Below are 19,525 nucleotides of genomic sequence, written 5' to 3' on the forward strand. Positions count from 1 at the left end.
TGGACAATTTGCCCAATCCTCCCGTAGTGTGTCACAATGATAAAGGATACGCTAGCAGTGACCGCAAACGAGCAAACCTGAACGGTTTCAATATTTGATCGAGGAGCGCACCGGGCAATGAGCGCTAAAACAGGAGCGGCATCTTCGACAACGCTTGAGCAGGACGCAACGCGCCTTCACTCGCGACATGACGACGTTAACGTTGGCGAGATTGCCATCGGCGTGATTATCGGCAGAACGTCCGAATTCTTTGACTTCTTCGTCTATGCTATTGCCTCCGTGCTGGTCTTTCCGAAACTGGTGTTCCCCTATGTTGATGCTCTGACGGGCACGATCTATTCGTTCGGTATTTTTGCGCTGGCCTTTCTTGCGCGGCCGATTGGCACGGTTATCTTCATGCAGATCGATCGCACTTATGGCCGTGGCGTAAAATTGACGATTGCCCTGTTCCTGCTTGGTAGCTCGACCGTTGCGGTGGCGTTCCTACCCGGTTATGCCCAAGTCGGTTGGGCATCTGCAGCGCTTTTGGCACTGTTCCGGATAGGACAGGGGCTTGCGCTGGGCGGTGAGTGGGATGGCCTCGCATCGCTTCTGGCGCTCAATGCACCCAAGCAACGCCGTGGCTGGTATGCGATGATACCGCAACTCGGTGCTCCCTTGGGGCTTATGGTTGCGGCGGGGCTGTTCGCATTTTTCGTTGCCAATCTTTCCGCAGAAGACTTCCTGGGCTGGGGCTGGCGCTATCCGTTTTTCGTTGCTTTCGCTATTAATGTGGTGGCGCTGTTTGCACGGTTGCGAATGGTTGTTACGCCGCAATATGCAAAATTATATGAAAGCAGAGAACTGCAGCCAACGACGGTGGCCAACACATTACAGCATGAAGGTCGCCACGTGGTCATTGGTGCTTTTGCACCGCTTGCGAGTTTTGCGCTCTTTCATATGGTAACGGTATTTCCACTGTCTTGGGTCTTCCTGTTTACGGATCAGGGCCCGGCCCGCTTTCTTTTGATTGAAGCATTCGGAGCGGCTGTGGGCGTCATTACCGTGTTTGCGTCGGGCACGATTGCCGACCGCGTCGGACGCCGGAATTTGCTGGGCGGCACCGCCATAGCCATTGCCGTGTTCAGTGGGTTTGCTCCTCAATTGCTTGATGGCGGCGACATCGGCGAACTGATCTTCATGATCCTTGGATTTATTTTGCTTGGTCTGTCCTTCGGCCAGTCATCCGGCTCAGTGGCCTCGCGCTTCTCAAAGAAGTTCCGCTATACCGGCTCGGCATTGACCAGCGATATGGCATGGTTGTTCGGGGCGGGTTTCGCACCGCTGGTCGCGCTGCTGCTATCTAGCCATTTCGGCCTGATAGCTGCGGGCGGCTATCTGCTCTCCGGTGCTGTGTGCACGCTTATAGCCCTCAGCTTGAATCGTCAGACCGACAATCAGGACGTGTAGTCCCTTCCTCACTCATTCCATTTCGTGCGCAGCGCCAAATTGATTGGCAGCTGTGCATAGTTTCAATTTTGGTTTGATCTAGCTGTTGACGGATTTTTAACATCCACTACTATATATAGTGTTCAAGGTTCTTCCGATTCGTGAGAGTGGGAAGCTAAGACGGGAATACGGTGAGTGGTGCCTTTAAGGTACTGTGATGCCGGAGCTGCCCCCGCAACTGTAAGCGGCTAGCACCTGTTCGATACTGTCACTGGGGCTCTAGGCCCCGGGAAGGCAAGAATAAGTGCGTTGATCTGCGAGCCAGGAGACCTGCCTTGATCTGATGAGTCCACCGGCGGGGTGCCGGAGCGGTCGCGCCAATGCACGAGGATTTTCCGTGTAAAACGCTTCCCTGCCCCTCCACGAGCGAGCAACAGGGTGAAGTGCATGAGAAACCTATCCAGCGCATTGATTGTGGGCGACCCGCCGTAAATCGGGCGGCACTTGAGTAAGTCATACAGTTTTAAACCAAACTAGCTGGCAGCAATCAGAGCTGCCAGACCATGTTCTCACGACCAAAAATCAAATGAGGAAGTCATGAATATTGTCGTTTACAGCAAGCCGGCCTGTGTCCAGTGCACCGCTACGACCCGAGCTCTTGACCGGCAGGGTATGGAGTATGACGTTATTGATATTTCCAACGATCAGGATGCTCTCGAACTTGTTCAAAGTCTCGGCTACCGCCAGGTACCTGTGGTTGTCGCCGGCGAAAAACACTGGGCCGGTTTTCGCCCGGATATGATTAGCACCCTTGCCTGACAGGGATGGGTGTCATGAGTGGGATCGTCTATTTTTCGAGCAGGTCGGAGAATACCCACCGTTTTGTTTCCAAGCTGGGCTTCACCTCACAACGGATACCGATCGGTTCTCATGAAGAGCTGAAGATCAACGCACCCTATATTTTGATCGTGCCAACTTATAGCGGCGATGGCGGCAAGGGTGCCGTTCCAAAACAGGTGATCCGCTTCCTCAACCAGGCGGAAAACCGTTTAAATCTCCGCGGCGTGATTTCCGCGGGTAACAGTAACTTCGGAGCGACCTTCGGGATTGCCGGCGACATCATCTCTGCCAAATGCCAGGTGCCTTACCTTTACAGGTTCGAGCTGATCGGCACGGAGCAGGATGTCGTAAACGTCAAACATGGATTGGAACGATTTTGGACGCGCTCACGCTCGAACGACCAGTGAAAGCCAACGAACCAGTGCTGGATTACCACGCGCTGAACGCGATGCTGAACCTTTATGATGAGGAGGGCAACATCCAGTTCGATCAGGATCGTATGGCGGCGAAGCAGTATTTTCTGCAGCATGTGAACCAGAATACGGTGTTCTTTCACAATTTGCGCGAGAAGCTCGATTACCTGGTAACCGAAGGCTATTATGAGCGCGCGGTGCTTGATCAATATTCCTTCAATTTCATGCGCGATCTGTTCAACCATGCCTATGCGAAGAAATTTAGGTTTCCAACATTTCTTGGCGCATTCAAGTATTACACCAGCTACACGCTGAAGACCTTTGACGGAAAACGCTATCTTGAGCGTTACGAGGACCGCATCTGCATGGTGGCGCTGACGCTGGCGCAAGGAAGTGAAACCCTGGCGCGGGATATGGTTGACGAGATCATTTCCGGGCGTTTCCAGCCTGCAACTCCCACCTTTCTCAATGCTGGAAAGAAACAGCGCGGCGAGCTGGTGTCCTGCTTTCTGCTCCGAATTGAAGACAATATGGAATCAATCGCGAGGGGTATCAACTCGGCCCTGCAGCTCTCCAAACGCGGGGGCGGCGTTGCATTATCGCTCACCAATATCCGTGAAGCGGGCGCGCCGATAAAGCAGATTGAAAATCAGTCATCCGGCATCATTCCAGTCATGAAGCTTTTGGAGGATAGTTTTTCCTATGCCAACCAGCTTGGTGCAAGACAGGGGGCAGGTGCGGTCTATCTGAACGCACATCATCCCGACATAATGCGTTTCCTCGATACCAAGCGCGAAAATGCGGATGAGAAAATCCGTATCAAGACGCTGTCGCTCGGCGTTGTCGTGCCGGATATTACTTTCGAATTGGCGAAGAACAATGAGGATATGTATCTGTTCTCTCCCTATGACGTAGAGCGGGTCTACGGCGTGGCCTTTACGGAAATTTCGGTGACAGAAAAGTACCGTGAAATGGTCGCAGATTCGCGTATCCGCAAAAAGAAAATCAAGGCTCGCGACTTCTTTCAGGTCTTGGCCGAAATCCAGTTCGAAAGCGGCTATCCCTACATCATGTTCGAGGACACAGTGAATCGCGCCAACCCGATTGCAGGGCGCATCACCATGAGCAATCTGTGCTCGGAAATCCTTCAGGTCAGCGAGGCGAGCGAATACAATGCCGATCTGTCCTATAGCGATATGGGCAAGGATATCTCCTGTAATCTCGGCTCGCTGAATATTGCCGCCGCAATGGATTCAATGGATTTTGGCAAAACCATCGAAACGGCCATCAGGGCGCTGAGCGCCGTCTCGGACATGAGCCATATCTCGTCGGTGCCTTCTATCGAAAAGGGTAATGATGACAGCCATGCCATCGGCCTTGGGCAGATGAATCTGCATGGTTACCTGGCCCGCGAACGCATTTATTACGGCTCTGACGAAGGTATCGATTTCACCAATATCTATTTCTACACCGTGACCTATCACGCCGTTCGCGCATCCAATCGCCTAGCGGTTGAACGCGGCCAAAGCTTCAAGGGCTTCGAGAACTCGAAATATGCATCTGGAGAATATTTCGACAAGTATACGGCGCAGGAATGGCTGCCAGCAACTGAGCGGGTCCGCGAATTGTTCGAAACAGCTGGCATTGCGATCCCGACACAGGCCGACTGGCTGGCACTGAAAGAGGCTGTGGTGGTATCCGGTCTTTACAATCAGAACCTGCAGGCTGTGCCGCCCACGGGCTCCATTTCCTACATCAATCACTCAACCTCCTCGATCCATCCGATCGTGTCGAAGATCGAAATCCGCAAGGAGGGCAAGATCGGCCGCGTCTACTACCCGGCCGCGTTTCTGACCAATGATAATCTTGATTACTATCAGGACGCCTATGAGATTGGCCCGGAAAAGATCATCGATACCTATGCTGCAGCAACGCAGCATGTCGATCAGGGCTTGTCGCTGACGCTCTTCTTCCGCGATACCGCGACCACGCGCGATATCAACAAGGCGCAGATCTATGCCTGGAAGAAAGGCATCAAGACAATCTACTATATCCGTCTTCGTCAAATGGCTCTGTCCGGCACGGAAGTGCAGGGCTGCGTATCCTGCACGCTTTGATTTCCGGGGAAACAATGAACATTCAAATCAAGAATAAAGCTGTAAAGCTTCCTGCAGCCGTTCGCGCCATCAACTGGAACCGCCTTGAGGATGACAAGGACCTTGAGGTCTGGAACAGGCTTACCGGAAATTTCTGGCTGCCGGAAAAGGTGCCGCTGTCGAATGATATTCCGTCCTGGGCTGCACTCAAACCCGAGGAACAGCAGCTTACCATTCGTGTGTTCACGGGGCTGACCCTGCTCGATACAATCCAGACCAGCATTGGCGCGCCAAAACTCATGGAAGATTCGATCACTCCCCATGAGGAAGCAGTCTATTCCAACATCTCCTTCATGGAGGCCGTGCATGCCCGTTCCTACTCGTCCATTTTCTCCACATTGTGCTCGACACCTGACGTTGATGATGCCTATCGCTGGTCCGAGGAAAATGAGCATTTGCAGAGGAAGTCCGCGCTGATCCTCGAACATTACCGCAATCCCGATCCTCTCAAGCGCAAGATTGCCAGTGTGTTCCTGGAGAGCTTCCTGTTTTATTCCGGATTCTATCTACCGATGTTCTGGTCGAGCCGCGCCAAGCTGACCAATACTGCCGACATGATCCGCCTCATCATCCGGGATGAAGCTGTACATGGCTATTACATCGGATATAAGTTTCAACGCGGACTGGAACGTCTTGGTGAGGAGCGCCGTTCGGAAATCAAGGATTTCGCTTTCGATCTTCTGCTTGAACTCTACGACAATGAGGCAAAATACACCGAGACACTCTATGATGGTGTCGGCCTGACCGAGGACGTGAAGAAATTCCTTCATTATAATGCCAATAAAGCACTGATGAACCTCGGCTACGAGGCTCTCTTTCCTGCGGAAGCCTGCAAGGTCAACCCGGCAATTCTTTCAGCGCTATCCCCGAATGCTGATGAAAACCATGACTTCTTTTCCGGTTCCGGCTCTTCCTATGTCATAGGCAAAGCGATCGCCACGGAAGATGAGGACTGGGATTTCTGATCGGTCAGGCTTTTTAGTTAAAGTAGATGATGAGCGACTTAAACTGGAGGATTGTAATTTGCAGAAAAATCAATCCAAAACAGCTAGTTATAGCGGTTTCATCAATCTCTGCATTGATCAGCCTAGCTGTCCAGTATCGCTTGCAATGCGGAAATCAGTTTTTCGCATTCGGAGTCTGTGCCTATGCTGATGCGTAAATAGTCGTTTGTCCTCTGGCCGGGCAGGTGCCTTACAAGAATGGCCTTTGTTCTGAGTTGTGTAAAAATTTCCTTTGCAGAGCAGGCAGGGTGATGGACAAACAGAAAATTTGCCGAGGAGGGCAGGACTTCAAAGCCAAGGCCGCGCATGGACAAAGCCAATCTGTTGCGTGTCGCCATAATTTTATTGCGGCTTTCTTCAAACCAAACTGTATCCTGCCAGGCGGCGATAGCGCCGACGATGGCCAGTCGATCCAGCGGATAGGAGTTGAAGCTGTCTTTAACGCGATTTAACGCTTCAATAAGGGAAGACTCTCCAACAGCAAAGCCAACGCGAAGCCCCGCCAGTCCGCGCGATTTTGACAAAGTTTGGACAACCAGCAAGTTTGGGTAGTTCCTGACGAGAGGAATAGCGCTTTCAGCGCCAAAATCGACGTAGGCTTCGTCGATGACGACCACCTGATCAGGATGCTCGATGAGGAGTTTTTCAATTTCCGATGGTGGCAGTGCTGTACCGGTCGGCGCATTTGGGTTTGGTAAAATGATGGCACCGCAATTTCGCCGGTAATCGGATGTGCGAACTGACATTATGTCATCGAGTGCGATTTCGTCGAAATCAATTCCGTAAAGACGGCAATAGGTAGGATAGAAGCTGTAGGTAATATCCGGAAACAGCAACGGTGCATCGTGCTTCAACAAAGCTTGAAAAGTATGTGCCAGCACTTCATCGGAGCCATTGCCGACAAAAACATTGCTTTCGTCAAGACCGTAACTTCTGGCAATTGTTGCCCGCAATTGCAGCGCCGTGGGATCGGGATAAAGGCGAAGTGAATCTGTCGTTTCCGCAGCAATCGCCTTCAACACAAGCGGTGATGGCCCATATGGATTTTCATTGGTGTTGAGTTTAATCAGATTACCTAATTTGGGCTGCTCTCCTGCTACATAGGGGGACAACTCGTGAACAATCTGGCTCCAGAAACGGCTCATAAAACATCCAGCGCTGAAAAATTACTTGTACTCTTCCATAGCAAAATCAAGCTTATGCGCTAGCCTAAACTTATGACCCGCCCCACTTGGGTGTTGCAATTGTTTTTGTCAAAACTTCCTCTAGTCTGTTTTGAACAGCTTCCCATAATCCAACGTAAACCCAGGGAGAGAAAAATGAGACGTCTCATGAAGGCAGATCTATTGCTGCTTGCTATTTGTCTGATTGCGGGTTCCACATCCATTCAGGCCGTTCAGGCGCAAGAGAGTTGGCAAGGGAGCTGAGGTGCCAGTCCCGCCTTTCCTGTGGGCCAGAATTGAATAACTCGACAATACGGCAATATATTCGGATGAGCGCTGGCGGTTCCAAAGTCCGGTTCCGGTTTTCCAATGAAACTGGTACGCAGCCGCTCGTCATAGGAGCGGCGCGTGTGGCGCGCCCTGGCAATGCACAAGGGTCAATTGATCCTGCCAGCAGTAAAGCATTGACCTTTGGCGGAGAGAGCTCAATAACCATACCGGCTGGTGCCCCTGCAATTTCTGATCCCGTGGACGTCAGTGTTGCGCCGTTTGATACACTGGCGGTCAGCCTGTTTCTCTCACGCTGGACAGGACCTTCAGTCGTCCATCCGCTTGGTGAGCACACAGCTTATCTATCTGAGACGGGTGACAGTACGGAAGCGTCTGTACTGCCAGATGCAAAAACCTCTACCATGCGATTTGTACTTTCGAGAGTTGAGGTGGCCGGAGAGGGCGGTACGCTGGTGACGCTCGGAGACTCGATCACAGATGGGTACAGTTCCGGGGTCGATGCGAACATGCGCTGGCCCGACGTGCTGGCTGAGCGGCTTGGCAAAGCTGATGGAGCAAAGGTCGGCGTCGTCAATGCCGGTATTAGCGGTAACCGAATCCTGCACGACCAGCCGGAAGCGATGTTTGGTCCAAGTGCGCTTTCGCGTCTCGACCGGGATGTCCTGTCTGTACCGAATCTACGCTGGGTCGTAATCATGGAAGGCATTAACGATATCGGCCATTCTACCTCTGCCGGACTATCTGAACAGAGTGTCACGTCAGACGAGATTATTGGCGGGCTGAAACAGCTTGTCAGTAGAATTAAGGGCCATGGAGCAAAGGCCTATTGTGCAACGCTAACTCCCTATGAGGGGACTGTTTTCGCCAACTACTATAAATCGGAAGGTGAAGAAAAGCGTCAGGCTGTCAATGATTGGATCAGGACCAGCAAGGGTTGCGATGCAGTGATCGACTTCGATGCCGCTGTTCGCGATCCGGAAAACCCGAAAAGGCTTCGGGCGGAATTTGATGAAGGAGACCACCTCCATCCAAACGCGAAAGGTTATAAGGCGATGGCCGACTCCATCGATCTGAATTTGTTTCAGTAGATAACAACAATGAAAGATTGGTCGATTCGGGAGGGCGAGTCGTCAAAGACTTTGGTTCGTTTGATACAAGCAATGGTATGCTTGTATCAAACGCGACACTTCCGCAGAGCTGGTTTACAGTTCAGATCACCTTGCCGGGATTCATGATGCCGTTGGGATCGAGCAGAGATTTGAGCGAAAGCATCAGATCGAGCTTGACCGGATCAGCAAGCCTCGCCAACTCCGTTTTCTTGTCCAGTCCAATTCCGTGTTCCGCAGAAAACGATCCGCCCATTTCCTGCAAGGTAGCATAGATCAGCGACTTTACTGCTTTCTTGTCGGATATTCCGGCGACGCCAATATGCAGATTTCCGTCTCCCAGATGGCCAAAGGCAAAACCGTGAACATTTGGCCCGAGCATCGCAATTCCTTCGTGGAATTGTTTCAGCCAGGATTCCAGATGCTGTAGTGGGACGGAAATATCAAACCAGTGACCGTTCGGGTGGACGCGATCAATGACACTGCTGTCTTCGCGTATGTTCCAGATCTCACGGCGTTCCTTCTCGCTCTGCGCAAGAATTGCATCAAGAACCAAGCCGTCTTCTATGGTCAGCGCCAGAGCATTTTCCAGAGCAGATTGCGCCGATGCCTGATCGGCAGCATCGGTTTCGATGATCAGGTAAATGGGAGCCCGGGCGATAGCAGCGAGCGAGGGCGGTCCAAGATGATCGACTGCCACCACGAAATAGTCGTGCGCCATGAATTCGGCCCGCAGCAAATGCACATCATGATTCGCCTGCAATTGATGGAACAGTAAAACCGCGGCAGCCGCCGATTGGCAGGCGACGAGCGCAGTTGCGGTCAATGCGTCGGGAGGCGCAAGTTTAATCACCGCACGCGTTACGATGCCGAGCGTGCCCTCCGCGCCAATGAATAATTGTTTTATGTCATATCCCTCATTTGATTTCGGCACCTGCGCCATATCGCTCATGACGCGCCCGTCGGGGAGGACCACTTCAAGACCGAGTACGCGCTGGCGCATGACACCGTGCCGGAAAGCCTCCATGCCACCGGCATTGGTTGAGATCATTCCGCCTATCGTGGCAGTGCCGCGTGATGCAATGTCTATGCCTGTGGAAAGATGATGATGTGCCGCCGCTTCCTGTAGCGCAAACAAGGTGACACCGCCTTGAACGATTGCTGTGCCAGCGGATGCAGACACCATTTCGATAGTGTTCATTGATGATAAAGAGAGGATGATTTGTCCAACCAGGGATACGGCTCCACCCACTAATCCTGTCCGCCCGCCATGGGGAATAACTGCAATCCGCTGTTCGTTGCACAAACGAAGGACAGCAGAAACTTCCCCGGTGGTTCGGGGTGTCACCATTATGGTGGCATCGAGATTACGCTCGTCGGAACCCGGATGGATCATGGCGAGGGCTTCTCCGGTCTTTAGCCCGCTGGCACCCACGATGAGTTCAAGTTTGGCAAGGATATTTTCGGGTATCATTGAGGGTCCGTAGCCTTGCGCCGGTCAATGATAATTCTCAAGGCAAGTATGGCGGCAGTGACAAGGATCAGAAGAACCGAAATTGCGGCAATGGATGGATCAATATTGTCGCGCAGACCCATCCACATGAGCCGGGGAAGGGTGATTGCATTGACGCTGGTAATGAAGAGGGTGACACCGATTTCCTCCCAGGAAAGGACAAAGGAAAGAAGCGCCGCAGTCGCTATGCCAAATTTAATATTGGGGATGATGACCTTGAATGCGCGGGTGGCCAGATTGGCGCCGAGACCGCGAGCCGCAAGATCTATGCGCCGGTCAACCTGAAACAGGGAAACAAGAATGAGGACGACCGCAAAGGGCGTTATCATCACAGCATGGGCGAGGGCAACGCCGAGCCAGGTGTCATATCCGATCCAGTTGTTAAAGCTCGACAGGGTGGTCATCAGGAAATAAAGCGTCATGGCTGAAACAACTGGCGGAACAATGAGCGGCAACAGCACGAAGCCGATCAGCAAGGCTGAAAAACGTGGCTGGAACATCCAGATTCCAAGTCCGAACATGGTCGCCAATGCTGTTGCTAAAATGCTCGACACAATGCCGATGCGCAGACTGAGCAGAATGCTCTGGAGCCAGGCCGGATTATCGAGAAGAGCCTGATAATGGCGAAGCGAGAGATTGCCGGATGGCATAGAAAGAAATCGGGCAGGGGTGAATGAAACCGGTATCACCGCGACAAGCGGCATCAGCAGGAAGAGTGCGACGGCTGTAGCAAGAATAAGAAGTACGGGACCGGGGCGTGAGGATTGCATGACTCTACCCCACCATATGCGCGGGTTTGATAAAGCGCCGCAGCAGTGCCAGCAAAATCGCGATAAACAGCACCAGTACCACGCTGATTGCGGCGCCAAGTCCCCAGTCAGGGCTCTGGAAGATGCGAAGATAAACCAGCTCCGCTACCATAACGCTTCGACCGCCGCCGAGGATCGCCGGTGTGACGAAAAACCCAAGTGCAAACACGAAGACGATGAGCGCGGCACCGATCAATCCGCCATAGGTCAAAGGCAGGAAAACTGTCCAGAACGTGCGGCTCCTGGATGAGCCCATGCCCCGCGCCGCCAGCAATACACGCTCATCGATGCTGCGCATGGCGGATGCGATGGGAAATACAGCAAAGGGAATGAGGAAATGCGTCATACCGACAATGACGCCAAACTCATTGCGGGCGAGTGCAAGCGGTTCACTGATGATACCGGCCGATTGCAGCCATGTATTGATCAGCCCGCGATTGGACAGCATCGCCAGCCAGCCAAAGGCGCGGGTAAGCACGGAAATCCAGAAGGGCACAAGAATACAAAATTCAGCGAGCGCGCGTTGGACTGAGCTGCCGCGCACCCAGACATAGGCGATTGCGTAAGCTGTGATGAGCGAGGCGGCGGTTACAATCAGGCAGATGCGCAGTGTGCGAACGAAAACAGACTGGACGAGCGGATCGGTAAACACGGCTATATACTGACCAAAACCGGTCTCGGGCAAGGTAAAGCTCCAACGAACCACACCCAGAAAAGGCACGACATAGGCGAGCCCCAGAAACAGGAGCAATGGTCCCAATAGCAGGAATTTTCTGGAGGTTGCCGAGCCCATTCAACGTCCCTTGTTGCAGTGTGTGGAAAATGGCGCGGGATCATTGATCACGCGCCATTTTTCCTCAGGCTGAAATGACTTTTGTATATTCGTCGAATGCCTTGCCATAATTTTCGGCGTACCATTCCATGTCCAGCGGGACCTGCTTGGCCATGTTGGCTGGATCAACGCAGTTTATCCGTTTCTTCTCGTCCGGTATCAGCGCATCGGTTGCCGGATTTGCTGGGCCTTGGCCCAGGAGATTGAACATTTCAAGTTGCCGCTCAGGGGTCTGCGCGCTGGCGATGAATTTCATCGCATTGTCCTTGCCGCCGGGGTTGTTTTTCATAACGGCCAAAGCACCGGGTGAGATCAGGCCCTGATCCCAGACGAATTTGATCGTGCCGCCTGAATCCTGCTCGATAAGCTGCGCGCGCGTCGACCAGATCAATGCCATGGAGGCTTCACCGTCGATCAAAACGGACTGGCTTTCTGCGCCGCCGCCCCAATAGGCCACAACATTTTCCTTGAAAGCCGCAATCTTGTCGTGGGCACGCTTGAGATCAAGCGGGTAAAGTTTTTCCGGTGCAACCCCATCAGCCATCAAAGCCGCTTCCCACATGGCTGCACCCCATTTGTACATGGAGCGTTTGCCGGGAAACTTCTTCACGTCGAAGAAATCTGCCATGCCGGTGGGTACCTGATCGCCAAATTTCGAAGAGTCATAGGCAATGATGTATGAGAAGAAATAGGTTGATGCCGCTGTGTCCCAGCCAAAGCCGGGGCGCATCTTGTTCTTGTCTACAATAGCGTAATCGATTGGCTCAAGCATTCCCTGCTTGCCGAGTGAAATACCGGAGAAAGGATCGATATCAAGGAGGTCCCAGCTCGGTTTGCCGCTCTTGAACTGTGCTGTGACCGCTCCTTCCGTGGGGCCTGAACCGTCCATCTTGACGGTAACACCGCTTTCCTTGGTGAAAGGCTGGCCATAGGCCTTGTCATAGGCAGTCATGGCATCACCGCCCCAATTGACCAGCACAAGCTCCTTGGCCTGAGCATAAGAACCGGTGGATCGGAGAAGCGCTGGTGCACCCGCCAGAAATATCGCAGCCATCTGCGTAAAGCGCCTGCGGCTAATCTCGCCCCGCTCGACTTTGCTGGCCAGTATTTCGAGGCAGTCTTTTTGAAATGCGTGATCCATTTTGTTTCCCTCTGGATTGTTGTTGTCACATTCCTGAATGCAGCCTAACTCCCATTCGGCAGCAAAAAGCCCTGATGCTCCGGCCATGACACCCACACATTCGTGTTGGGTTCTATGGGCGAGGTCGTCGCTGTCGGCATTGAAACCGCCAGGCTCGTTCCGGTGCGTGTTCGTAAATGATACTTGGTCGAAGCGCCGAAATATGTTGCTCCTTCGACCCGGCAGGTGATGGCGTTGCAATTGTCTTTCCGGTGCTCCACAGAAATGACCATGTGCTCAGGCCGTATAGCCGCCAGCGCTGCCCTGCCTGCAAGTGCCGATGATTTATTTACAGTGATCGTCTGGTCTTCAAATCTGCCTGCGGCACGCTCACCATCCAGTTGAACAGTATCGAGCGGCAGAAGGTTGATCTCGCCAAGGAATTCGGCAACAAAACGGTTTGCCGGTCGCTCATAGACCTCCTGCGGTTTGCCTGCCTGCAGCAGTTCGCCATGATTGAAGATGGCAACGCGGGATGACAAAGCAAGCGCTTCGGATTGATCATGCGTAACGAAGACAAAGGTTGTGCCGGTTTCCTGATGCAGCCTCTTGGCTTCTTCCTGCATCATTTCACGCAGATTTTTGTCAAGGGCCGAAAATGGCTCGTCCAGCAGCAGTACGGAAGGCTCAAACGCCAAAGCACGGGCAAGCGCAACGCGTTGCTGCTGGCCGCCGGAAAGTTTGGCTGGCAGTTTCTTCTCATGGCCAACTAGGCCGACACGCTCAACCATTTCACCGACCCTACGCTTGATATCGGCAGCAGATTGGCGGCGTACCTTGAGCGGGAAAGCGATGTTCTGCTCGACAGTCAGATGCGGGAAGAGGGCGTATCCCTGAAAGACCATACCATAGGAGCGATCTTCAGCGGGTATATTGGTAATGTCTTTGCCGTCCATCACCAGTTTGCCGGATGTTGGGGCAAGGAAGCCCGCCAGTATCATCAGAAACGTGGTTTTGCCCGACCCCGAAGGCCCCAGAAGAGTCAAAAATTCGCCGCGCTTGATGTCGAGCGACAGGTCTTTGAGCGCATGAAATGCGCCAAATGTTTTGCCAATAGATATAGCCTTGATCTCGGCGGCTTTCGCGTCGCCCGGCTGCATGCTTTGAGGCATTGATTGAACCTCTTTCCCCTTCTTTTTAATGAAGCCTAGGCACAATCTGCAATAACGACAATTGAATTATATTACCCTGACACGTGAAAATAATTCACGCCACCGCCGAATCTATCCCACGATGCGTTTTAGGCGTTGCGGGTTTGAGAAAGCCGGGACTTCAGCCATTCAGTAAAGGCGAGCTGCGCCGGATGATCCATTCTCGCATAATCGGTAACAAGAAAATACGACTTTGGTGATTTGATAGCGAGATCGAACGGCTGAATGAGCTGGCCGCCTCTCATTGCCTTCCGGCATGTCAGCTTGTCGCCGATTGCAATCCCCTGCGCCGTGATCGCTGCCGAAAACACAAGGTTCATATCGGAAAACACAATTCCGCGCTCTGAGTCAGGGTTGTCGACATTTGCCAAGGCCAGCCAGAGCGTCCAATCCTCGAAATCGACCAGATGCAGCAAAGGTGCCCGCAATATATCCTTCGGTTCGGCCAACCCACCCAATTTGTTGAGCAGAACAGGGCTGCACAGCGGAGTAAACTCGATCTCGCAAAGCAGATCGACGGCCCTGTTGGGCCAATTGCCATCACCAAAAGCGATAAAGAGGTCAACGCCCGGCGCAGTTACGTCATCAAGTTTGCGCGGAGTGACAATCCGCAGGGCGATATCGGGATATTTCTCCTGAAACTCCGCGATATGTGTGCAGAGCCAAAGCGATGCGAAGCCGGACGTGCAACTGACAGTTAATGTCCCGCCAGTGCTTGCAGGGCTATGTCGCCCGCCAGCATCGTCGATGACGATGAGCGCCTTGCGCACATCATTGGCATATTTTCGTCCCCTCGGCGTAAGGGTAACACCCTTGCCATCCCGCTGCAAAAGCTCGAATCCAAGGTCGCGTTCCAACAGACGAAGCTGGTGGCTGACCGCGCTTCTCGTCAGGTGCAGTTCTTCCGCAGACCGCCAAACGCTGCCATGTCTGGCAAAGCTTTCAAGTGCGCGAAGCGCCTGAGTTGAGGGTATTCTCATGCGATGCCTTCGATAAGAGGTGAAAAGAATTTGCACGTTTTGAGAAAACATATCACTTTTTCTCCCTGCATCCAGATGATTATCTGCCGTCTGACGGGAGATAATTGTGGTCACGGAAGCATCGGTCTCAGCACTCAATTTCATTGATGATCACAAGGCTGATCTCTCGGCATCGGCACGCACTATTTTTGATTTCGGAGAAACCGCCTGGCGCGAGTACCGATCTGCAGATTGGTATGTTCATCGCTTGCGGCAGGAAGGCTTTGATGTAGAGGCCGGTTCTGCTGGCATGCCGACTGCATTTTGTGCGCATTGGACCAATAGAGCAGGAATGTCGGGACAGGCGCCAACCATTGGCATGTATGCAGAGTACGATGCGGTGCCCGGCAATTGCCAGGCCGCTACCACGTCGCGGCAACCGCGCTCCGGACTGAGTGAGCATGCTGGTGGTCATACTGACCCGCATTCGGGACTCGGAATATCTGCTCTTGGAGGTCTCTTGGCCACAAAGGCGGCAATGGAAAAACACGGTATTGCCGGAACCCTGCGATTTACCGGAGAGCCGGCAGAGAAAGTGCGCGGCTCCAAGCCCATTCACGCAGCCAAAGGTTATTATGACGGATTGGACGGCATGATCTCGTTCCATCCGTTCTATATGCTGCCTCTGTGCAACACCGTCCGGTGGGATACGCATTGTGGCGCTGCTTATTCGATGATCTATCGATTCATCTGCGATCAGCCTGAACTTTGGGGGTTGAGCGATGGCGCTCCCATTCCGCAATCACATTCCGCTGTGCGTGCGCCAGGAGCCAATGATGCGCTGATGATGATGTATATGGCATCAAAAGCCTTGCGCGATTCCATGTTGCCGCATCAGGGCGGCTGGTCGATCAGCGAGGCAATTCTGACTGCAGGGCAGGCAACAGCTGACAATCTGCCCGCTGGGCTTGCCGAAATTCAGTATATGATGCGCGTTCCGACTATCGCCATGGCTGAGAAGATTACCGCCGCGTTGGATCGAAACGCCGAGCATGCTGCGGCAATGTCCGGTTGCAGGGTTGAGCGGCATTGGGTCTGTAAGTCTCGGCCCGGTCTTGCCAACCACGCAATGGCAAATATTACCTGGGAAGCGCTCAAATATGTTGGTGCTCCGCAATGGGACGAGGCTGCAAAAGCAATCGCGCGAGAGATTCAAGTCAATGCCGGTATTGACGCCATGGACGACCCCTTTCTGGATGAGTGCGAGCGTTTGATTTCACCGCAGGATGCAGAAGCCATATTACGGCGTGACTTGCCCCCCTCGCAGTTGAATTCGACCTCCGATGACTACACCGACATGACCTGGCATGCGCCGACAGTGCGCTTCTACGTGGCTCGTCCGGCGTTGAAAGCGCCAAAGGGTAAAGCCTATCCGGGCTGGGTCATGAATGCCCTTGGCGGAATATCGGAAACGATTGATCCGATGATTGTTTGCGCCGCAAAGACAGTGGCCCTGACGGCATTGCGCTTGCTTGAAGATGGCGAGGCCCGTCGTGCGGCAAAAGATGAGTTTATTGAACGGACAGGCGGCGGTGTCGGCGGTTCCAAATGGATCGCGCCGCTATGCGATTACGAACCGCCAATTCATTTCCGTTGGCCCGAATACATAACAACCGCGCGCGGAACCGAGTGGTGGATACCAAACGCCGCATAATGAGGAGAAAGCAATGACACGTCACGAGAATGGTTTTGATGCCGATGCTTTCACATTGAAGCGGCGAAACCCCAATGGCGCTACAAAGCCGCTTGTCAATTGGGGGTTTCGCAATGAGACCGATCCGCTGACTGATGTGTTGCTGGGATCGCCGGCATTTCTACGTCATATGGCAACCAGTTCACTTTCCCGAAAACACTTGCGTGAAGCTCCCTGCAATATTCAAACCGCGCAGGCGCAGCATAAGGAGCTGGTGGCCGCCTACGAACATTTCGGCGTGAATATTCACTGGCACGAGCCGGAACCTGAATTGCCCATGCAGGTCTATTCAAGGGACTCCAGCGTCATGACGCCCTATGGCGCAATCATCACCGCCATGGCGAACTGGTGGCGACGCGGAGAAAACTACGCGGCGATCCGCACCTATGAACGGCTGGGTATTCCGATCTACGATATGGTCACAGCCGGAACCTTTGAGGGTGGCGATTTTAACGTCATTGAAGAAGGCTGCGTCCTGATCGGATGCGGCGGTGCGCGGACGCAGGAAGAGGGGGCACGCCAAGTCGAGGAGTGGTTCCGCAAAGAAGGTTGGGAAACACGGCTTGCCTTTATCGACGAATATTATGTCCACATTGATCTGATGGTCGTGCCGATTGCGCCAAAGCTCACTGCCGTTTGCCTTGCCTGTACGGAACCTGGCATTGTCGATTGGCTCAAAGCAAAGGGACATGAAATAATTGATGTGCCTTTTCAGGATACGATGAATCTTGGGTGCAATTTTATGTCGCTCGGCAAGGATCGCATCATCGTACCGACATCAAGCAAGACGTTGATCGAAAAGCTGAGAGCGACAGGATTTGAAGTTGCGGCAGTCGATATGAGCGAGATTTCCAAAACCGGCGGCGGAATCCACTGCATGGCGCAGGCACTGCTGCGGTCCCCAGCGTAACAAGAGAGGTCAGCTGATCTGATATTGAGGTGCACACAGCACGGCATTCAATCCGGCATTGAGATTCTGGTTGCATTTAGTGGTAAGCGTTCTTATCGAAACTTTGGGCTGAAATAGCCTGGGGCTCGCGCTTCATAGTTTCACTTATCAATGCAATCTGGAACGCCAAGGATTGATGTGCACAGCGAAGTAGCTTTGATCTCGACAGTTGCCGTCAGCTTCGTGGCCGCAGCTATTTGCGGCTATCTGGCTGACAGATTATGGTTGCCGCCGCTGGTGGGCTATCTTTTCGCAGGCATTCTTCTGGGGCCTTTCACGCCCGGCTTTATTGCCGATAGCGGACTTGCGGGCCAACTTTCCGAAATGGGCGTCATACTGCTCATGTTCGGCGTGGGGTTGCACTTCTCCGCATCGGAGCTTCTGGCCGTCCGCAATATTGCTGTGCCGGGCGCGATCATCCAGATACTCCTTGCCAGTTTGTTGGGGATTGGCCTTAGTTCTTTTTTCGGATGGGGTATTGGTGCCGGGGTTGTTTTCGGGCTTAGCCTGTCCGTCGCGAGCACGGTCGTGCTTCTCAAAGCGCTGGAAGAGCGCAATCTCGTTAACAGCGCGAGCGGGCGCGTTGCAGTTGGTTGGCTGATTGTTGAAGATTTGGCCATGGTTCTGGCCCTGGTTCTGCTTCCTGCATTGGCTGAAGTTCTCGGTGCAACCGGCACTGGCATTAGTGGAACACAGCTTGCGCTTAACCTTGCAATTACGCTGCTGAAAGTTGCAGCCTTTGCGATAATGGCGGCCTATCTTGGCCCCAAGGTCGTGCCGTGGCTTCTTACGCTGATCGCACGTACGGGTTCGCGCGAATTGTTCACCCTTTCCGTGCTGGCAATCGCCTTGGGAATTGCGTTCGGTTCTGCCGAAGTTTTTGGCGTGTCATTTGCGCTGGGCGCCTTCTTTGCGGGCGTCGTCATGAGTGAGTCGAATCTGAGCCACAGGGCTGCTGCCGATTCACTGCCGCTCCAGAATGCTTTTTCGGTTCTGTTTTTCATATCAGTCGGGATGTTCTTTGATCCTTCCATTCTGTTGCGCGAACCATTGGCGGTCATCGGAACTCTGCTGATCATTATCCTTGGAAAATCCGTTATCGCTTTGGGGATTGTGCTGGCTCTTCGTTATCCGATCGGCCTTGGCCTGACAGTTGCAGCAGGACTTGCCCAGATCGGCGAATTTTCCTTCATTCTTGCAGGGCTTGGCGTTTCGCTGAAGCTTCTTCCCAAGGAGGGGCAAGACCTTATTCTGGCTGGAGCAATCCTTTCGATTACTCTCAACCCGCTGATTTTTGCTGCCGCCGAAAGGCTTAAGAAGACCGCCCTGATCAAGTGGCCCATCTGGTGCGACCGGCATGGGAAAATGAAGCATGAGAAGCTGGAGCGCGAACTGGCCATTATAAGGGTCGCGGGTGAAGAGCGCGACAAGAAGCACCAGCAGGAGCTTAAGCAGCTTATTGAAACGTTTCCACTTTTCTCGCAGCTCGACAAGACATCGCGCGAAGAGCTGTTCCTGCTGTTCAGACCCAAATCAGCATCTCCCGGCGAGCGCGTCATTCGCGTCGGCGATCGTGGTGACGGCATGTATTTCATCGTTGCTGGTGCTGTGGAAGTCCGGCTGGACAGCGGTGATGTTCCGTTGAATGCCGGTGCATTTTTCGGCGAAATGGCGCTCTTGAGCGGCGGACGTCGCACTGCGGATGTCGTGGCGATCGATTTCTGTCAGTTTCTGGTCCTTGACCGCCGGGATTTCAATATTTTCGCCTCGCGATATCCGGGACTTCGCTCCGCCGTTACCACCATGGCAAGAGAGCGTACGGAGATGAATGTTTCACGCCAAAAAGCAGATGACTGACACAGCGTCGTTCTGGCTGCCTTGATATTACAACATTCCGCACCTAGTTTTGGGGGGACATACGCAGGAGCTTACGACAATGAAAATTACAACCGAAACTTCATTCGCCTTATCCGCAATT

At 53.2% G+C, this 19,525-nt stretch carries 16 protein-coding genes and 1 riboswitch; of the genes, 9 read left to right on the plus strand and 7 right to left on the minus strand.

Annotated features, from left to right (window positions below):
* Window positions 1-117: 117 nt before the first annotated feature.
* From ACTJI9_RS17465 to nrdF, 5 genes are all read left to right on the plus strand, one after another.
* A complete protein-coding gene (locus tag ACTJI9_RS17465; protein WP_337353417.1) occupies window positions 118-1,449 on the plus strand; it encodes an MFS transporter in 1,332 nt (443 codons plus the stop codon).
* A 108-nt stretch (window positions 1,450-1,557) separates the two neighbouring features.
* Window positions 1,558-1,780: riboswitch (cobalamin riboswitch) on the plus strand.
* Window positions 1,781-2,025: 245 nt separating this feature from the next.
* Window positions 2,026-2,247 (plus strand): glutaredoxin-like protein NrdH, encoded by a 222-nt coding sequence (gene nrdH / locus ACTJI9_RS17470; RefSeq protein ID WP_307277369.1) that lies wholly within the window; start codon window positions 2,026-2,028, stop codon window positions 2,245-2,247.
* Between the two features lie 14 nt (window positions 2,248-2,261).
* Complete coding sequence (nrdI, locus tag ACTJI9_RS17475) at window positions 2,262-2,675, plus strand: class Ib ribonucleoside-diphosphate reductase assembly flavoprotein NrdI (RefSeq protein ID WP_440809664.1); 414 nt, start codon at window positions 2,262-2,264, stop codon at window positions 2,673-2,675.
* Window positions 2,645-4,798, plus strand: a complete 2,154-nt coding sequence (nrdE, locus tag ACTJI9_RS17480) for a class 1b ribonucleoside-diphosphate reductase subunit alpha (protein WP_440809667.1) — start codon at window positions 2,645-2,647, stop codon at window positions 4,796-4,798. The genes nrdI and nrdE overlap by 31 nt, the downstream gene beginning before the upstream one ends.
* 14 nt (window positions 4,799-4,812) lie before the next feature.
* Window positions 4,813-5,802, plus strand: a complete 990-nt coding sequence (gene nrdF, locus ACTJI9_RS17485; RefSeq protein ID WP_115055017.1) for a class 1b ribonucleoside-diphosphate reductase subunit beta — start codon at window positions 4,813-4,815, stop codon at window positions 5,800-5,802.
* Between the two features lie 122 nt (window positions 5,803-5,924).
* On the opposite strand, the gene hisC is transcribed toward nrdF, so the two are convergent.
* Window positions 5,925-6,986 carry a histidinol-phosphate transaminase gene (gene hisC / locus ACTJI9_RS17490; RefSeq protein WP_440809671.1) on the minus strand — a complete coding sequence of 354 codons (1,062 nt, stop codon included), beginning with the start codon at window positions 6,984-6,986 and terminating at the stop codon, window positions 5,925-5,927.
* Window positions 6,987-7,333: 347 nt separating this feature from the next.
* Here hisC and ACTJI9_RS17495 point away from each other — a divergent pair, with 347 nt between their 5' ends.
* Window positions 7,334-8,383, plus strand: a complete 1,050-nt coding sequence (locus ACTJI9_RS17495; protein WP_440809674.1) for an SGNH/GDSL hydrolase family protein — start codon at window positions 7,334-7,336, stop codon at window positions 8,381-8,383.
* A gap of 121 nt (window positions 8,384-8,504) precedes the next feature.
* On the opposite strand, the gene ACTJI9_RS17500 is transcribed toward ACTJI9_RS17495, so the two are convergent.
* The 6 genes from ACTJI9_RS17500 to ACTJI9_RS17525 all read right to left on the minus strand — a co-directional run bounded on the left by ACTJI9_RS17500 (window position 8,505) and on the right by ACTJI9_RS17525 (window position 14,866).
* Window positions 8,505-9,875 carry an FAD-binding oxidoreductase gene (locus ACTJI9_RS17500; protein ID WP_440809676.1) on the minus strand — a complete coding sequence of 457 codons (1,371 nt, stop codon included), beginning with the start codon at window positions 9,873-9,875 and terminating at the stop codon, window positions 8,505-8,507.
* Window positions 9,872-10,684 (minus strand): ABC transporter permease, encoded by an 813-nt coding sequence (locus tag ACTJI9_RS17505; protein ID WP_115055019.1) that lies wholly within the window; start codon window positions 10,682-10,684, stop codon window positions 9,872-9,874. The genes ACTJI9_RS17500 and ACTJI9_RS17505 overlap by 4 nt, the downstream gene beginning before the upstream one ends.
* Before the next feature lie 4 nt (window positions 10,685-10,688).
* Complete coding sequence (locus ACTJI9_RS17510) at window positions 10,689-11,516, minus strand: ABC transporter permease (RefSeq protein ID WP_115055020.1); 828 nt, start codon at window positions 11,514-11,516, stop codon at window positions 10,689-10,691.
* Window positions 11,517-11,580: 64 nt separating this feature from the next.
* Window positions 11,581-12,696 (minus strand): ABC transporter substrate-binding protein, encoded by a 1,116-nt coding sequence (locus ACTJI9_RS17515; protein ID WP_115055021.1) that lies wholly within the window; start codon window positions 12,694-12,696, stop codon window positions 11,581-11,583.
* Between the two features lie 44 nt (window positions 12,697-12,740).
* Window positions 12,741-13,847 (minus strand): ABC transporter ATP-binding protein, encoded by a 1,107-nt coding sequence (locus ACTJI9_RS17520; protein WP_115055022.1) that lies wholly within the window; start codon window positions 13,845-13,847, stop codon window positions 12,741-12,743.
* Window positions 13,848-13,975: 128 nt separating this feature from the next.
* Window positions 13,976-14,866, minus strand: coding sequence for a LysR substrate-binding domain-containing protein (locus ACTJI9_RS17525; RefSeq protein WP_115055122.1), 891 nt, complete (start codon window positions 14,864-14,866; stop codon window positions 13,976-13,978).
* 106 nt (window positions 14,867-14,972) lie between these two features.
* Between ACTJI9_RS17525 and ACTJI9_RS17530 the strand changes: the two genes are divergently transcribed.
* From ACTJI9_RS17530 to ACTJI9_RS17540, 3 genes are all read left to right on the plus strand, one after another.
* The gene (locus tag ACTJI9_RS17530; protein WP_440809683.1) at window positions 14,973-16,559 is read left to right on the plus strand and encodes an amidohydrolase; all 1,587 of its coding nucleotides are present in this window, start codon (window positions 14,973-14,975) and stop codon (window positions 16,557-16,559) included.
* A gap of 13 nt (window positions 16,560-16,572) precedes the next feature.
* Window positions 16,573-17,508 (plus strand): dimethylarginine dimethylaminohydrolase family protein, encoded by a 936-nt coding sequence (locus tag ACTJI9_RS17535; protein WP_440809686.1) that lies wholly within the window; start codon window positions 16,573-16,575, stop codon window positions 17,506-17,508.
* A gap of 177 nt (window positions 17,509-17,685) precedes the next feature.
* Window positions 17,686-19,404, plus strand: coding sequence for a cation:proton antiporter domain-containing protein (locus ACTJI9_RS17540; RefSeq protein ID WP_307277395.1), 1,719 nt, complete (start codon window positions 17,686-17,688; stop codon window positions 19,402-19,404).
* The last annotated feature ends 121 nt before the right edge of the window (window positions 19,405-19,525 follow it).

It is taken from the genome of Phyllobacterium sp. 22552, from assembly GCF_052044585.1.
In the GTDB taxonomy this organism is placed as follows: Bacteria; Pseudomonadota; Alphaproteobacteria; order Rhizobiales; family Rhizobiaceae; genus Phyllobacterium; species Phyllobacterium ifriqiyense.

What these genes read in the sequence shown, in the direction of transcription:
- ACTJI9_RS17465 (WP_337353417.1), top strand. Translation starts at nt 118, where the DNA reads ATGAGCGCTAAAACAGGAGCGGCATCTTCGACAACGCTTGAGCAGGAC.
- nrdH (WP_307277369.1), top strand. Translation starts at nt 2,026, where the DNA reads ATGAATATTGTCGTTTACAGCAAGCCGGCCTGTGTCCAGTGCACCGCT.
- nrdI (WP_440809664.1), top strand. Translation starts at nt 2,262, where the DNA reads ATGAGTGGGATCGTCTATTTTTCGAGCAGGTCGGAGAATACCCACCGT.
- nrdF (WP_115055017.1), top strand. Translation starts at nt 4,813, where the DNA reads ATGAACATTCAAATCAAGAATAAAGCTGTAAAGCTTCCTGCAGCCGTT.
- hisC (WP_440809671.1), bottom strand. Translation starts at nt 6,986, where the DNA reads ATGAGCCGTTTCTGGAGCCAGATTGTTCACGAGTTGTCCCCCTATGTA.
- ACTJI9_RS17495 (WP_440809674.1), top strand. Translation starts at nt 7,334, where the DNA reads ATGAGCGCTGGCGGTTCCAAAGTCCGGTTCCGGTTTTCCAATGAAACT.
- ACTJI9_RS17500 (WP_440809676.1), bottom strand. Translation starts at nt 9,875, where the DNA reads ATGATACCCGAAAATATCCTTGCCAAACTTGAACTCATCGTGGGTGCC.
- ACTJI9_RS17505 (WP_115055019.1), bottom strand. Translation starts at nt 10,684, where the DNA reads ATGCAATCCTCACGCCCCGGTCCCGTACTTCTTATTCTTGCTACAGCC.
- ACTJI9_RS17510 (WP_115055020.1), bottom strand. Translation starts at nt 11,516, where the DNA reads ATGGGCTCGGCAACCTCCAGAAAATTCCTGCTATTGGGACCATTGCTC.
- ACTJI9_RS17515 (WP_115055021.1), bottom strand. Translation starts at nt 12,696, where the DNA reads ATGGATCACGCATTTCAAAAAGACTGCCTCGAAATACTGGCCAGCAAA.
- ACTJI9_RS17520 (WP_115055022.1), bottom strand. Translation starts at nt 13,847, where the DNA reads ATGCCTCAAAGCATGCAGCCGGGCGACGCGAAAGCCGCCGAGATCAAG.
- ACTJI9_RS17525 (WP_115055122.1), bottom strand. Translation starts at nt 14,866, where the DNA reads ATGAGAATACCCTCAACTCAGGCGCTTCGCGCACTTGAAAGCTTTGCC.
- ACTJI9_RS17535 (WP_440809686.1), top strand. Translation starts at nt 16,573, where the DNA reads ATGACACGTCACGAGAATGGTTTTGATGCCGATGCTTTCACATTGAAG.